This is a genomic window from Vibrio sp. 2-Bac 85 (assembly GCF_037546705.1).
Lineage (GTDB): Bacteria > Pseudomonadota > Gammaproteobacteria > Enterobacterales > Psychromonadaceae > Psychromonas.
The window spans coordinates 119,426-135,005 of record NZ_JALAAB010000013.1 but is presented as its reverse complement, the minus strand read 5'-3'; the positions used below and the strand labels follow the sequence as shown (position 1 = coordinate 135,005).

Below are 15,580 nucleotides of genomic sequence, written 5' to 3'. Positions count from 1 at the left end.
GCTGCGCCGATGATAGTGTGGGGTCTCCCCATGCGAAAGTAGGTCATCGCCAAGCGCCTAATTCAAAACCCCAGTCCAATGACTGGGGTTTTAATATTTATAACGCTATAAATATAAGATTTTTTCTGATAATAATAGCGCTGTGGTACCACCTGATCCCATGCCGAACTCAGAAGTGAAACGCAGCTGCGCCGATGATAGTGTGGGGTCTCCCCATGCGAAAGTAGGTCATTATCAGATCCCCATTTGCTGATATGGCTCAGTTGGTAGAGCGCACCCTTGGTAAGGGTGAGGTCGGCGGTTCAAATCCGCCTATCAGCACCATCATCTTGTCCCACTAAGTATTTTTAAAACTAACCCACACATAAAAGCCCAAAAAAAACATTAACTTATAAACTTTTGAAGTCCTAGACTGTCCTAAGAAGCCTTGTAAAGTCCTATGTTTTAAGTAACACTGATTGTAACACTATAAAATTGTTACTAAGGCGATGTTACTATGGCGAGAATAACAACTCAACTTTCAGACTCTCAAATTAAAAATGCAAAACCCAAAGAGAAAGAATATAACCTCAATGACGGTGATGGTTTAGCGCTTAGGGTTAAACCTGCTGGTTCAAAGCTTTGGCTATTCAATTACACGAGGCCAGTTACAAAAAAGCGCACAAATATGAGCTTTGGGAAGTATCCTAACTTATCGTTAGCAAAAGCAAGAGCTAAAGCGATTGTAGCACGGGAGTTATTAGCTGATGGAATTGACCCTAAAGAATATCGAGATGCAGAGCTAAAAGCTAAACAAAAAGTTCTCGAGCAGACTTTTGAAGTAGTTGCAAATGATTGGCTAAAACTAAAATCATCAGAAGTAGGTGAAGGTACTTTCAAAACCATATCAAACACTCTGAAAAATCATGTATTTCCTGTTATTGGGAAGCATCCTATAACTGGTATTACTGCTCCAGTGGCTATCGAAGCAATTAGACCCATCGAAGCGAAAGGAAATTTTGAAGTTATTGCGCGGGTTTGCCAGTACTTAAATCAGATCATGCGTTATAGCGTTAATCATGGGATTATTCACTCCAATCCACTAGCAGGAATTAAAGAAGTATTCCAAAATCAGAAAGCCGTTAATAACCCGCACATTAAACCTGACCGACTCTCCGAATTATTACAAGATATAGCAACTGCTAATATCAGAAAAGTAACCCGTTTTTTACTTCTTTGGCAGATGCATACAATGACACGACCCGCTGAAACAGCTTTGGCTGAATGGTCTGAAATAGATTATGGAAATAAAGTTTGGACTATTCCCGATGTACGCATGAAAGGGAAAGGTGCAACTAAACACAAAGTACCACTGACGACAGAAACATTAGCAATACTTAAAGCTATTAAGCCTTTATGCGGGAATTCTCCTTATATCTTTCCTGCTGATAGAAACCCAAGCTCACATACTTGCAAGAGTACTGCTAATAAAGCATTGCAGCGGATGGGTTACAAAGGTGTTCAAACAGCTCATGGTTTAAGAGGTTTAGCTCGAACCACGCTAAGTGATTATGACTTTGCTTTTGAGCCATCTGAAGCATGCCTGTCTCACAAAGTAGGTAACTCTGTTAGCCAATCTTATAACCATTCAACATATTTTGATCAGCGAATAAAAATAATGAAGTGGTGGAGTACTCATATAAGCGAGGCAGCAATGGGTTTTAATAATATAGTGGATTTTAAGAGGCTAAAAGCCGAATAGATTAACTAGAAGTTAGTGTCTTAGCGTGTTTGTTTTCTGTTCTCTTTAAAATATTGGTATCTGATTAATGAGTAAATTATTAAAATTAAAAAAATGGTCAACTTTAGAAGGAGCTGCTGAATATATATCAAATAAAGTTGGTGAAAAAATAACTGTGCCTGATCTATATCGGCTAGCCCTTGAACGTCACATACAACTTTCTGTTAATCTGGTTAATTATGTGATGATAAAGAAAGGCAAACTTCTAAAAGGAACAAATTTTGGATCTAAAGCTATTGATCCCTATGCATATTTAGATGAAGAAATTTTATCAACCCGTGGTGTGTGGGATCTAGCTATGATTGGCGATGAAATCTCAGATATTGAGCATCATTATCAACAAGCTACCTCTGGCTTGGAGATCAGCACTCCGTTTATAGCGGGAGTCTTTTTAAAACGAGGTGATGAGATTTGTCAGCTCCAAACTGATCTTGAAGATGAGGAAGAATTGCTAGGTTCAAAAGCAGCGAAAAAAGAATTAGATAAATACCTTTCTAATAATGATGTAGATAGTGAAACCGCATCAAGGTTGCTAGCTGAATATGATCAAAATAGAAAAGAATTTCTTAATATTCGAAAGAATCAAACTAATGAGTATCACTATGCCCGATCTAGCGGTTTAGACGCTCATGATTATGTATTCGTGATCAGAACTGATGAAATACATAGAGTTATACAACGTTTAAATGATACTCCTCAGGAAGCCAAGCCTTTAACTTCCAAAGAAAGGAACTCTCTGTTGGTTTTGATTGGTGCGTTATGTAAAGAAGCAAATGTAGATCCAATGCAAAGGGGAATCGCAACATCTCTGGTCAAAATGACAGAGTTGATTGGTGCGCCTTTAACGGATGACACGGTTCGCAAAATATTAAAGCAGGTTCAGCCTGCTGTTGATTCAAGAGTTAAATAGCCTAAATAGGAATCATAAAACCTATTTAGGGTTTACCCTACACCAATTCATTTAATCTCTTAGTCATCCCATAACAGACTAAGAGGTTTTAACATGTCCAATAAAATTATTCGTATTTCAGAAATCAAAGAACGACTAGGAGTATCCAAAAGCTCCATTTACCTATGGATCAGCAAAGGTAAATTTCCTAAAAGTATTCCTTTAGGTAGCCGTTCTGTCGGTTGGCTTGAAGACGATTTTAACCAGTGGCTTGAGCAGCGAATAGCTGTAAGCCAAACATAGTGAAACTATGAATCGAGTTTAACCTCCCAAATCGTCGATATATTTGAGAGGTCACCTTGCTTTATGATTTTCATGAAGTTTAGCTTTACACTAACACTGGTAATACAACATGCCCCATAACAAAACTCCAATTAGCAAAGTAACAGAACTTTTAAAGTTAAAATTCGAACATCGTTTACTTCAATGCAAAATTGCGGAAAATTTGAGTATTTCTAATGCAACAGTCTCTGAAATTTTAGCTCAGTTTCAACGGTCACAGCTAGAGTGGCCTCTACCTGCATATATGACCGATAACGAACTTGAATGTTATCTTTATCCCAATCGAATCATTAACAAGGCCAAAGTATCCCCACAATTCGCAGCTATTCATAAACAATTAAAAATACAGGGAATAACTAAGCTGAGATTATGGCAAGACTACAAAAATCAACCCCAAATCCATGCTTATAAGTTCACCCAGTTCTGCGAAAGTTACAAGCGGTGGTTGTCAAAACAAAAACTGAGCGTGCAACAAAGCCATAAAGGTGGTGATAAATTATTCATTAATTATTTTAGTTCAGCCACTAGTATTGTTAATCCTGATACGGGGGAGTTACGCGAAGTTATTTTTTTCGTGGCAACTCTAGGTGCATCTAACAAAACATACATAGAGGCATTTGAACCTGATGATATTGAGGCGGCGGTAATGGCTACCGTTAATGCGTTAAATAATTTTGGTGGTTCAACCAAGCAAATAATTGTTCACCAACAAGTGAACTTTGGTAAAAGTACCGCATCTTTTAAGGAGAATTACCAAGCTATCGCCAAGCACTATGACATTGAATGCCAACTAGTGAAGTTAAAAGCTGGACAGTTAAAAGGAGACGCCACCATCTCTTTACAGGTAATCAATCGTTGGCTATTAATGATGATCCGCTCAAGAGGGTTTCATACGCTAACAAGTTTACAGCACATGTTAAGGAACTTGACTGTCGAACTAAATAAAAAGCCTATGAAAATAATAAATGAAAGCAGAGATGCTCTTTTTGAGCTGATAGATGCACCTTCATTAACCCCACTACCGGAGACACTATATAAATTCGTAGATCGTATGACGGAGAAAGTAAACATCACTTTCCATGTGATTTACAAAAAACATTTTTACTCAGTACCTGATAGATATATCGGTAAATATCTAATCATACGAGCTGGTGTGAGCTCAGTTAAGATTTACAGCAACGGTCACTGTATCGCACAGCATCCAAGGAAGCACAAACATAGAGGTTATAGCACGATTGCTGATCATATGCCGGTAGATAAAGGAAAACATAAATGGTCTCCTTTGAGCTTTTTAATTAGAGCACGAAAAGTAGGTTCTGCAACAACTCGAGTTATCAAGTTTTTGCTTAATAGTAAACCACACCCCGAACAAAGCTATTCAACATGTATTGGGATTTTAAGCATGGCGAGTAAGTATAGTTATGAATTGTTGGAGCTTGCTTGTGAACATATTCAGAATCAAAACCACATTAACCAGCCCGTTATCGAGCACTTAATAAAAACTGAATTATCTACACAGAGCACATTATGAAAAAGTTCTTTCAAAAGTGGTTAATACTGTATCAACAGTATTCGAGCAACCGAAATACCTCTAAAAGGTACAAATGAGATTGTCCCTAATTAACTAGTAGTTATTACTTTAAAAAATGGCCTTGTTCTAGACGAATAGCTTTCCTCAACATTAAACCAATTAAGTAGGTATTTAATAATATCTGTCATGGCAACCGTGGCGGAAAATAATAATAAAGATTATGTAATGAGCATGGAACAACCAATCAGACCACACTCTAAAAAAGTAACCGGAGAACCAATGATACAAATAGACAACATAGAACTTCCAATTAACACAATAGAAGATTCTGGCTGCTACATTCCAATACTGCATGCTTGTAAAAAACAACTTGATAGCCTGCTTACGTATCATTGCAAAGTGTTTACCTACCGTTTCGATTTACACCTTAAAAACGCAACAGATGATAATAGGATAGTATCCGAGTTCATTAGAAAGCTACGCAAGAAATTAACACGTAAATTCGGGCCTAAACGTATAACCTTTAAACGAGTGGGCTTCATCTGGGCTAGGGAGCAACATGATGCCCAAACACAACATTACCACTTTGCTTTACTGTTGGATGGTTCCAAGATACGTCACCCTAAAAATTTGCATACTATGTTAACGGTGATTGCCCAACAACTTAAAATGACAGTAGCTGGTTGCCCTCGGCCCTATGCCAACCTTAATCGTGAAAATTTGGATAAATATAAAGATTTTTTCTATCGAGTCTCATACTTAGCCAAAGAGCGTGGCAAGGAGAAGGGGAAACGTAAAGAATCAGCAAACGATTACTCTGCAAGTCGTATAAAGCCAAATCGAGCTAATGCATGGCAAGGATGCTTAGAAGACTTTGCCCCATAAGTCAGAGATTGTATGTTTTGAATGCCTTATAGTTCGCCTTATTCACAAGCCACAGGGCTCCGAGTGATGCAACACCTCAGAGCCTTAACCGATTCCCAAACTGAGTTGTACAAGCGCATAAAAATACGACTGTACAACTGTCTTCTACCGCCTTATATACTTACCTCTATGGTTGCACCTGCAACAAATCAAACACCACCCTTGCAAAACCTTTCGCCAGATCAGGGTTAGACAGATACTGCATCATCATAGCTTGTTGAGCTTGGTTGCTGTCCATCACCGCATCATCAATCGCTTGCGGAAAATCGCCTAGCAAAGCTTGTTCCGGCGTATTGTTGGCGATCTGCGTCATCACGGCACTGTTCTCTTGCAGCTTGTCTCTGACAGTATTGGCATAGTTAATTAAGTCTTTATCGGTAAGCTCATCAGTGATGAATAACTCGTTTAGCCGAACCAGTATCAGTGATAAAAACTCTTCTTTCTTGTCTTTGGCTTTGGCGCTGCCGATATCATTGCTTGGCTCAAGCTGATACTCAGCGCTATTCTCTTTAAGCTGCATATCTTGCTGACGGATCTTCGAGAGCCGATAGTGGCTCATTACCACGTTCTCTGTATCAATCTCATCTTCGCTAATTACTTTTTCACGCAACAATGGGCGCAGGTGACGCGCATACAGGCTGAGCTTCTCAAGCTCCTTATTGTCGTAATCTACAATCTGCGACATAAACTCATAGAAGCGCGTAAAACTACCGAGATCTTTCTTGAAGATTTCAAGACGGTCTTTCTCCTGCTTGCACTCCTTAAAGCTGTTTTCTGCATTTGCCATCAACACGGCATCAGCGGTCTTCTTGGTGCGCTCGAACATATCTTTGGCTTGAATGTAAGCCTGAACGGCTAAGCTATAACGCTTTTGCCAACGATCCTGTGCGAGCTTGCAGATATTACTGATCACAGAGTTACTTTTGTTCTTAGTAAAAAAGGCGTCACAAAACTTCTCAACTTCACTCCACAAGAAAATGCCACTTGCGCGTAGCTTTTCAAACAAATCAAAGACAATATCAGGGTTACTGACATCCAACAGTTCAGCGGTTTGATAATAGGGCTGGAAAGAATCTAATATATCCTGCGGATCATTAAAAAAGTCCAATACAAAAGTACCACTTTCTGCTTTGCCCGGATAGGTTCGGTTCAAGCGCGATAAGGTCTGCACACACTCAACGCCACCGAGTTTCTTATCGACATACATGGCGCACAGTTTGGGTTGGTCAAAGCCCGTTTGGAACTTGTTTGCCACTAACATCACTTGATAATCATCGCTATCAAATGCCTTGCGCATATCCCGACCTTTTAAGTCTGGGTTCATGCTCTTTTCTGTAAACTTGTCGCCAATCCATTGAGAGCAATCGGGATCTTTATCGCTAAATTCGATTTCACCAGAGAACGCAACCATGGCTCTAATCGCTCCATAGCCGTTCTCTGTGACGTATTTGTCAAAAGCAAGTTTGTATCGTACTGCTTCTTTACGTGAGCTTGTAACCACCATAGCTTTGGCTTGACCGCCTAATAACCCCATTACATTATCTTTGAAGTGTTCAATGATAACTTTTACTTTCTGCGAGATATTATAATCATGCAACCTAACCCACTGGTTCAGCTTCACCTTGGCTTTCTTGCTATCAACCTCTTCATCCGCTGCGGCTATCTTCTGCGCAAGCTGATAGGCAACATGATAGTTGGTGTAGTTCTTCAACACATCAAGGATAAAGCCTTCCTCAATCGCCTGACGCATGGAATAAACATGATACGCCTCGGGTTTGTTCTGCTTTGAAGGTTGCAGTGTAGGATCAGGCAGACGACCAAACAACTCTAAGGTTTTGGGTTTAGGCGTTGCTGTAAACGCGTAGTAATTCAGATTGCCACTACCGCGACGCGCAGCAATGGTTGCATCGAGAATATCTTCCGAGGATAAAACCGACTCATCATCGACTTCATCGGTCATTAACACCTCTTTTAACTGCCTTGCTGTTGAGCCGCTCTGCGAGGAGTGCGCTTCATCGGCAATCACTGCATAGTTACGCGCTTTTAAGCTCAGACTGTTTTCAATGGCACGCAGCACATGCGGAAAGGTCTGAATGGTCACGATAATAATCGGTTGGGCGTTTTCTAATGCCTCCGCTAGCTTCTCTGACTTAGATCCGTCACCTTCTTTATTGTTAATACGTCCGACCACACCATCGGCATGTTCAAACTGATAGATAGTATCTTGCAGCTGATCATCGAGCACTGTGCGGTCGGTGACCACAATCACGCTATGAAATTGCTTGTTGCCTTGCTCGTCATACAGGGTTGAAAGCTGATGGGCTGTCCACGCAATCGAGTTAGACTTACCCGAACCGGCGCTGTGTTGTACCAAGTATTTATTACCCGTGCCCTCAGTGATAGCTGCATCAATCAACTTGGTGACCACATCCCATTGATGATAACGCGGGAAGATCAGCGTCTCTTTTTTCGACTTACGCCCCTGCCAATCCTCTTTTTCTTCGATTTGCAGATGCACAAAACGGGCAATAATATTGAGCAGGTTGTCAGGGTGTAACACCTCATTCCACAGGTAATCCGTTGCATAACGGTTTTGATCGGTAGGCACATCATTGCCAGCGCCACCATCATGCGTGCCTTTGTTAAACGGCAAGAAGTAAGTATCACCCCCTTCGAGGCGTGTTGCCATATACACTTGGAACTGACTCACCGCAAAGTGCACCAGCGCACCGCGTTTAAAGCTTAATAATGGCTCGGGTTTCTTGGTGACTGGATCTTTCGGTGGACGGGTATACTTGTACTGCTTGATCGCGTTTTCAATCGCTTGTTTAAATTCCGATTTCAGCTCTAAAGTGGAAACAGGCAGACCATTAACAAACAGCACCAAATCAATACGCCATGCCTTGGCTTTTTTACCCGTCGTCGCAAGATGCTCTGCGCTCGCGTAGGGGCTATAGACCAGCTCCGGCACAATACGGCAGATGTTTTGCTGATAACGTGCCAGCGTATCAGGATTGAGGTTATGCTCAGGCTTAAACTGACACAGCGAGAAACGTGCATTGCGGATTTTCAAACCGTGACGTAATACGCCCAGTGTGCCATAGCTGCGCGATAGCTGATCGGTGGCATTAATATCCGCTTTTTTAAGCTGAACAACTAAGGCATCAAGAAAGTGCGATTCGGGATCGATAGGAAAGAGCTTACAAAGCTTCTGCCACTCTTTGGGCTGCGTCTCTTTGATAAAATGTAATACATCTTGTTCATACAAAGCCGATTCGCGATTATAGCCATCTGGCTTGCCTTCAACCCAACCGTTGGCAACCATCTGTTTGATCATGTCGTCTTGGAAGATTCGTTCTTGCGTTGCGTCAGACATTACAGATCTCCTTGCAGCCATGAGATAACCAAAGCTTTTTCAATCGTTCCGTCGGTAATTCATCATTATTGTATTGTTTTATTTGTTGAAGATAAAAACATAGCCGATTGGTGGCTTCATCAATTAATTGCTTAATTAATTCAACATCATCTGTTTTAGATATTGCAATGATTAGTTCTCGCGCCTCTTGCTCAGCTTTTGAAGACAATATACCAAGTAATTTGCTATCAATTAATTGGGATACTTTGGCACCTCCTATTCGCAGAGGAGTATCAATACGTGTTTTAGCCTTTTTAATTTTTGCATCTGTCATCGTAGAACTGTTATAAGCTAAAACGACTGACGATATTGATGAAATAGAACTAACGAAAAGGTTAGCAAGTAAAATCAAATCCATTACACTTCTCCATGCCAATTACGTACATCAATCTTACCTGTCACTGTGGCTGAGATTAAAGCCGTGCGGCGTTCTTGGAGTAATAAAACTTGCTCATCAGCTTTATTAACTAGTAACTTAAACTGATGTAATTTACTGTCAATAAAAGAAGCAATTTGGGTTTGTTCAACTTCTGGAGGGAAAGCAACAACTAACTCTCGAATATCTTCCAAGCTAAGTTGAATTTTAGTCCCTCCATAACCAGCACCCAATAATTGCTCCTTTGAGGCATCTGATAAGATAAAATATGCCAACCATCTGGAATTTACTACTGATTTATTAGGTCGGCATAAAGAAACATGTTGGCTAACGTAGCCTCCTGAAATTAACTCATCTGCCACACAGACAGAACCAAGGTCAGCTGTGATAGAAACTAATAGATCGCCATTATTAATTCTTGACCGCTCTCCTTCACTTCCTAAAGGAGGTTGAACATTCTTAATTGACTCTAATTTTGGTTCAATAGTATCTCTTGTTAGATTTGTAATTCTAAAAAATAGTTGTCCCTCATCGGAATAATACCCAGCCCATCCACGAGATCCACTGGTAATAAAGTCTTGTAGATACTTGTTCTTTTTAATTTCCCAATGCTCTGGCACTTTTCCCAACCACTCAACACCAGAATCTTTCATTGGGGCTTGCGGGTTTAGCCCTTTGGTCACCGCATGGCTGATCACCGCCTGACGTTTTTCTTTTAGCAGTTTAATCAGTTGCTGCTGCTTGTCGATCAGGGTGTCTATTTTGGCGGTTTCGTGATCTAGGAAGTTAACAATATTTTGTAGATCTGCCACTGATTGAGAAACCACTACTTTAATATCACCAACAGTATCTGTATTAAGATTAAGTTGAGTACCCATCTTACCTAAACCTTTATATGCTTGCTCTCCAGCGAATACATAAAACAGATACTTAGTTGGTATCTTCAACTCAGGGAAGTAAACAAAACCATCGTGGATACATGCTTTGATCAAGTTAATACAAGGTTTACCAACCGTGCCTGCAATACTTAGAAAGAGTTGATTAGGTTCAAGCTTCACACTTAACGAACTACCTAATTCTGACATTTGTTGAGTAGTCTTAGTCAAATATGTTTCAGACGCTGAAACATCTGCAATTCGCACCCATGCATATTCACCTTCGTCGTCAAAGAACTTGAGATCATCAATAGGTCTCGGAGATGCCCCTCGCTTTATCGGGCTAAGATGTTTAATTTTAATAATATCCCAATCAGCAGGTACTTCACCCAACCACTCAACCCCAGAATCCTTATACTCTGGATAAGTCGCATACTTTCCGCTCAAGGCTGTCTCTTTATTACGTTCAAGACTGTTCATGTTCACCTCCCAACAACTCTAGTTCAGCAACGCTCGGCAGGCTGCTTTGCAGAGCTTCCGGTAGAGACTGCGTAAGCTTATATTCGGAGATGCCCATCGGCTTATTGATATCACTCAAGGCGTATTCAGCGACCACCTTATCTTTGGTTTTGCATAACAGTATGCCGATGGTGGGTGCATCACCTTGCTTGCAGAGTTGCTCATCAATCGCTTTGATATAGAAGTTCAGCTTGCCTGCGTGTTCAGGCTCAAACTCTCCCAGTTTTAATTCAATCACCACATAGCAATGCAAGCGTGCATGATAGAACAACAGATCAATATAGAAGTCACGCTTGCCGACCTTGATTGGGTACTGTCGTCCCATATACGCAAAGCCTGCACCTAGCTCTAACAAAAATTGAGTAATATGGTCAATCAGTCCCTGCTCTAACTCTCTTTCACTATGCTGCTTGCTTAGGCTCAGAAAATCGAAGATATAAGGGTCTTTTAGAGTCTGCATCGCCAAGTCAGATTGCGTTGCTGGCAATGTACGTTCAAAGTTATGCAGCGCCGCACCTTCACGTTGCCATAGCCCGCTTTCTATCTGATGCACTAAGACATTACGGCTCCAGCCGTTTTCAAGTGTGTTGGCAACGTAATAGCTTGCTTCTTCAACACTTTGGCACTTGCTGATAATTTTCAGGTTGTGTCCCCACGGGATCTGCCTCAATTGCGCAACAGCTTGTTTCGCAATTGTAGAGTCAGCATTCCAATAGCAATACCAACGGCGGATTTCCTCTAGATTCCGCTTAGAGAAGCCTTTCATATCAGGGAAGCTTGCCATTAAGTCTTTACTCAGCTGAGCGAGTAACTTATCACCCCATACAGAGGTCTTTTGCCGTTCAACAATATCAGCGCCTAGCTGCCAATATAGCTCCAGCAGTTCGGTATTAACCTTTACAGCCGCTTTAAGTTGGCTTCGTAATACTCGCTGTTTAAGCTCGGTTAACCACTGTTTATACTGTGGATCTGCCACCATTAATTCATTGTTTTTCATTACGAATGCACCTCTTGTAACAGCTTCATAATGTCTGTACTCACTGCATCGAGATCTGCATCAATCTCGGCTAAGTCGCGTGGTGGCTGGTATTGGTAGAAGTGACGGTTAAAGGGGATTTCATAACCAACAATACCTATTTCGTTATCTTTTGCATCACGCTTATCCGCATTGATCCAAGCATCAGCAACATGTGGCGCAACCTCTTTTTTAAAGTAGGTTTCAATCAGCTCTGCATTAGTGATAGACGGGTCAAGTGGCACGTTTTCGTTATCACGCAGGTCACCGTCTGTCTGGAACTCCACTACCTTGCCTTTGTAAGCTTTGATGCTACCGCTATAGACAAACGTCCCATAGAGAGGCTGTACGCTTCCTTTGATAGTTTTCTTAACCACAGGCTCAGCTTCTGGGTTCTTCCATGTGACAGCGTCTAAGAATTGTTTCTTCTCTTTTGTATCAAACTTAATGTCCGTGGCTTTAAACGCGTCTTTTAGTACAAGGTCAAACTGGTTAAAGTCATCACTTTGTTCATTACCCAACTCAGCTTGTACCTGTTTAGTTTTTTCCATTAATGATTTTTGGAACAACCAGATCTTATTGCTTAACAGGTCCTTGATTTGCTTTTCTTTTAGCTCAGGGAAATCAGCTTTGAACATCGCTCGGAGTTCCGTTTCACACTCGGTCAAGTCACCATAGTTATCTTCTGTCCATGCAGAGCCAAAATCATGATAAATAGACTGCATCACGGCATAAAAGGGTTTGGGTGCAAAACGTAGTGATTGAACGGCTTGCTCCGTCACCTGTGCCGATAAGCGCAGAGGTCGCTCAATAGTCAAACGACGGTAACCAAAGTCAGTACTGTCGAATAGTTTACTCGCGAAGGTTTTAGGCGCTTCACTTTTAGGTGTCGCAGACTGACGACCACGATTAGACTTTTGCTCCACAGGCTTATCTAACTGTTGCGCATCAATCACTGCAAAATCACCAAAGGCACGAGTGATGGTTTTAATATCATCTTCACTCATTAAATTACGTTTAGAGCCTAAGGACTTACGCATCTTGCCATAGAGGTTCGAACCATCAATCAACTGCACTTTACCTTTGCGTTGCTGGTGTTTTTTATTACTGAGGATCCAAACGTAAGTGGCGATGCCGGTGTTATAGAACATATCGGTAGGTAGCGCGACAATCGCTTCGAGTAGATCGGACTCGAGAATGTAACGGCGAATTTCACTTTCCCCACTGCCAGCACCACCGGTAAACAGTGGCGAGCCATTAAGAATAATACCGATACGGCCACCATTTTCATCACCAATAGCATCACGCATCTTGCTGATTAAATGCATCAAAAATAGTAATGAACCATCCGATACGCGTGGTAAGCCTGCACCAAAACGACCTGCAAAGCCTTTTACTAAGTGCTCGTCTTTAATATCACCTTCGATCTTTTTCCAATCTACACCAAAGGGCGGGTTTGAAAGCATGTAATCAAACTTCTCGGCAGGTAGTTGGTCGTTGGATAGTGTGTTACCCAGCTTAATATTATTGACCTCTTGCCCTTTGATGAGCATGTCGGCTTTACAGATTGCATATGACTCAGGGTTTAGCTCCTGTCCAAAGGCCACCATGCGCGCTGATGTGTTATGTTCGTATACATACTCCATGCCTGATGATAAGAAGCCACCCGTCCCCGCTGTCGGATCGTAAATTGTGCGGATAGTGCCATCCTTCGAGAGTGCGTTATCATCTTCCATAAACACCAATGAAGTGGTGAGTTGTACAATGTCACGCGGCGTAAAGTGCTCCCCAGCGGTTTCATTAGAGCTTTCTGCAAAGCGACGAATTAACTCTTCAAACACTAACCCCATCTCATAGTTAGAGATGGCTGTGGAACTTAAATCAGTGGTCGCAAATTTCTTTACCACCTTATACAGCAGGTTAGCTTCATTAAGTGAACCGACAAACTCATCAAACTTAAAGTGTTCAAAAATCTCACGCGCATCCTTGGAAAAGCATTGGATGTAGTGCTCAAGGTTAGCCTTGATGTCCGATTGCCCCATTTTGCCAAGGTCCATCGGTGAGGTATTAAAGAAGGTCAAGCCATCCGTTACACGTAGCAACATTTTCTCTTGCGCGTCTTCCGGCAGGTTCATTAGTTTTACTTTTTCATCTTGCGCTAGCACAGCCTCTTTGCTTGCTTCAAGCACACATTCAAGACGACGTAATAAGGTAAACGGCAGGATAATACGACCATACTGAGATTGTTTGAAGTCACCACGCAGTAGATCAGCAACCGACCAGATAAAAGCCGCGGTTGATGAGAAGTTAGAAGAAGTCATGAAAATCCTAAAAGGTAAGTAAAATATTAAAATGATTATACATAAATTTGAGCCACTTGAACGGTGTCTCAACACATAATGGTTTGCTCTAGCTGTGCTTTGTCAAAATATCTTTGTTCAGAGAAAACTACAGAAATTTCCGACTTTTTGACCCCCCTACATATCTATTTGTTGATACTCTATCCCTATATGTCTGTTTGGTAGGAGCGTAACGCTTGAAAATGCTTGCAGTAGAGTCGATTAAGTACACTAACGCCTGACAATACGTTACAACCTTTTGAGTGTTTAGCTACCCTAAAAGCATAAATAACGACTTTTTAACTCCTTGTAAATAAAGAGTTTTTACGGTCACACCTATATATTCATATTCAAGAACGAACTGTATCCGGCCCTGCGGCACAAAGAGTTAGAGCATGATTTTTGAAGAGCTCCGAAAGGGGAGACTGCGTCACCATGATGAAAGCTAAGCGCGTTAGTACGATAAATCAGATGTGTGACAAGGCTTTACGCGACTACGCAGTCCCTTAAAAAGACATTAACCTCGGGGTCTCCATGCGCTTATAATCAGGTAAGAAGTTGTTACTTTTGTACAATAGGTTGTTGTTATAAAACATGGTTATTGTTAACGATTAATTTCGTAGGCCGAAGAGCTGATTATCTGCACTTTGTACTCTGTATAGAGCACGTAAGGGTGGGGCCCTTTATCAAAGTCTTCATCATGCACCTTCAACCCCACTGCAACAATTAAGTTTCTGAGCAGGCATGTAGGGCTTTCAGCCCCATATCGCAGAAGTCGTCACACCGCTAATAGGAGCTTGAACAAACACGCAGTACTTGCAGGCACTCGCTAGCAAAGCGCTTTTAAAGGCTTGCTGCACTTTCAAACCCACTGCATGTTCTCGCTAGCAAGTCTTCTATGTGATTATATCGCGCTTTCAAATTACAAAATAAGCACAGGATCAGATACAAAACTTTTACAAACCAATATCGTAGCCATGCTTAATATAAACAAATTGTTCTTGTAAGCTATCACTAGTAAGGCATCCACCCTTGAAGAGTATCGTCAGCAAGTTTTCTATATCGTCACTAACACTTTTAAACGCACTACAATATAAGTGTTAGTGCAGGTACTTATCTTTCGTTAATAAAGCACTAAGTTAATCATGTTGCACTTTGAAGTTATTGACCTTAATCACTCCATGACTCCTATATAAGGCTTCATTGATTTATCAAAATCCTTGTTGCATATCCTACAGGTGTCTGTTTCATTTGGATAAAATTGTGGTAAAAAGGAACGAACAAAGTCATAGATTGTAAACATAGCAAAAAAATTGCAATATAAGCTGGTGTTATTTTGCTTACTGGTAGGAGTTTTTATTGTCGACTTTAGCTTCGAGACAATTAAGGGATTTGAGGTTGGGGTTATATTAACTCCATAAAACAGAGTGACTTTATTTTATAGTAACACTACAAGTAACACTGTTAGTTTTGTTTTGCTGTTATTGTTTTTATGTTGTTTTTATGTTGTTGATATGTAGTTATTTATTAATTTGGTTCGAAGATGCCTATCAGCACCACTCCCCTGTTCCATAT

The 15,580-nt window shown here is 41.0% G+C and carries 10 protein-coding genes, 1 tRNA gene and 1 rRNA gene; 7 read left to right on the top strand and 5 right to left on the bottom strand.

The genetic code is table 11. The annotated features are described in order from the left end of the window. Positions 1-124 precede the first annotated feature (124 nt). From rrf to MT390_RS14000, 7 genes are all read left to right on the top strand, one after another. Positions 125-240, top strand: a 5S ribosomal RNA gene (gene rrf / locus MT390_RS14030). A gap of 8 nt (positions 241-248) precedes the next feature. Continuing rightward, positions 249-324 (top strand) — tRNA-Thr (locus MT390_RS14025). Between the two features lie 172 nt (positions 325-496). Beyond that, complete coding sequence (locus tag MT390_RS14020; RefSeq protein ID WP_499441761.1) at positions 497-1,741, top strand: tyrosine-type recombinase/integrase; 1,245 nt, start codon at positions 497-499, stop codon at positions 1,739-1,741. A gap of 67 nt (positions 1,742-1,808) precedes the next feature. Further along, the gene (locus MT390_RS14015) at positions 1,809-2,690 is read left to right on the top strand and encodes a hypothetical protein (protein ID WP_499441759.1); all 882 of its coding nucleotides are present in this window, start codon (positions 1,809-1,811) and stop codon (positions 2,688-2,690) included. Positions 2,691-2,783: 93 nt separating this feature from the next. Then, positions 2,784-2,972, top strand: a complete 189-nt coding sequence (locus tag MT390_RS14010) for a helix-turn-helix transcriptional regulator (RefSeq protein ID WP_499441757.1) — start codon at positions 2,784-2,786, stop codon at positions 2,970-2,972. Positions 2,973-3,081: 109 nt separating this feature from the next. Then, complete coding sequence (locus MT390_RS14005) at positions 3,082-4,542, top strand: Mu transposase domain-containing protein (protein WP_499441755.1); 1,461 nt, start codon at positions 3,082-3,084, stop codon at positions 4,540-4,542. A 225-nt stretch (positions 4,543-4,767) separates the two neighbouring features. After that, entirely contained in the window at positions 4,768-5,427 is a 660-nt protein-coding gene (locus MT390_RS14000) for a YagK/YfjJ domain-containing protein (RefSeq protein WP_499441753.1), read from the top strand. 166 nt (positions 5,428-5,593) lie between these two features. On the opposite strand, the gene MT390_RS13995 is transcribed toward MT390_RS14000, so the two are convergent. From MT390_RS13995 to MT390_RS13975, 5 genes are read right to left on the bottom strand one after another with little or no spacing between them, the layout of a single operon-like run. Further along, positions 5,594-8,842: a type I restriction endonuclease subunit R gene (locus tag MT390_RS13995; protein WP_499441751.1), complete on the bottom strand. Its 3,249-nt coding sequence runs from the start codon at positions 8,840-8,842 to the stop codon at positions 5,594-5,596. Further along, positions 8,835-9,239, bottom strand: a complete 405-nt coding sequence (locus tag MT390_RS13990; RefSeq protein WP_499441749.1) for a hypothetical protein — start codon at positions 9,237-9,239, stop codon at positions 8,835-8,837. The genes MT390_RS13995 and MT390_RS13990 overlap by 8 nt, the downstream gene beginning before the upstream one ends. After that, positions 9,239-10,612 (bottom strand): restriction endonuclease subunit S, encoded by a 1,374-nt coding sequence (locus MT390_RS13985; protein WP_499441747.1) that lies wholly within the window; start codon positions 10,610-10,612, stop codon positions 9,239-9,241. The genes MT390_RS13990 and MT390_RS13985 overlap by 1 nt, the downstream gene beginning before the upstream one ends. After that, on the bottom strand, positions 10,599-11,648 hold the full coding sequence (locus tag MT390_RS13980; protein WP_499441746.1) for a PDDEXK nuclease domain-containing protein: 1,050 nt from the start codon (positions 11,646-11,648) through the stop codon (positions 10,599-10,601). The genes MT390_RS13985 and MT390_RS13980 overlap by 14 nt, the downstream gene beginning before the upstream one ends. Further along, on the bottom strand, positions 11,648-13,987 hold the full coding sequence (locus MT390_RS13975; RefSeq protein ID WP_499441744.1) for a type I restriction-modification system subunit M: 2,340 nt from the start codon (positions 13,985-13,987) through the stop codon (positions 11,648-11,650). The genes MT390_RS13980 and MT390_RS13975 overlap by 1 nt, the downstream gene beginning before the upstream one ends. Positions 13,988-15,580: the final 1,593 nt, after the last annotated feature.

Excerpts from the sequence above, each read along its gene's own strand:
- MT390_RS14000 (WP_499441753.1), top strand. The coding sequence starts at position 4,768 with ATGAGCATGGAACAACCAATCAGACCACACTCTAAAAAAGTAACCGGA.
- MT390_RS13990 (WP_499441749.1), bottom strand. The coding sequence starts at position 9,239 with ATGGATTTGATTTTACTTGCTAACCTTTTCGTTAGTTCTATTTCATCA.
- MT390_RS13985 (WP_499441747.1), bottom strand. The coding sequence starts at position 10,612 with ATGAACAGTCTTGAACGTAATAAAGAGACAGCCTTGAGCGGAAAGTAT.
- MT390_RS13980 (WP_499441746.1), bottom strand. The coding sequence starts at position 11,648 with ATGAAAAACAATGAATTAATGGTGGCAGATCCACAGTATAAACAGTGG.
- MT390_RS14015 (WP_499441759.1), top strand. The coding sequence starts at position 1,809 with ATGAGTAAATTATTAAAATTAAAAAAATGGTCAACTTTAGAAGGAGCT.
- MT390_RS14010 (WP_499441757.1), top strand. The coding sequence starts at position 2,784 with ATGTCCAATAAAATTATTCGTATTTCAGAAATCAAAGAACGACTAGGA.
- MT390_RS14020 (WP_499441761.1), top strand. The coding sequence starts at position 497 with ATGGCGAGAATAACAACTCAACTTTCAGACTCTCAAATTAAAAATGCA.
- MT390_RS13995 (WP_499441751.1), bottom strand. The coding sequence starts at position 8,842 with ATGTCTGACGCAACGCAAGAACGAATCTTCCAAGACGACATGATCAAA.
- MT390_RS14005 (WP_499441755.1), top strand. The coding sequence starts at position 3,082 with ATGCCCCATAACAAAACTCCAATTAGCAAAGTAACAGAACTTTTAAAG.
- MT390_RS13975 (WP_499441744.1), bottom strand. The coding sequence starts at position 13,987 with ATGACTTCTTCTAACTTCTCATCAACCGCGGCTTTTATCTGGTCGGTT.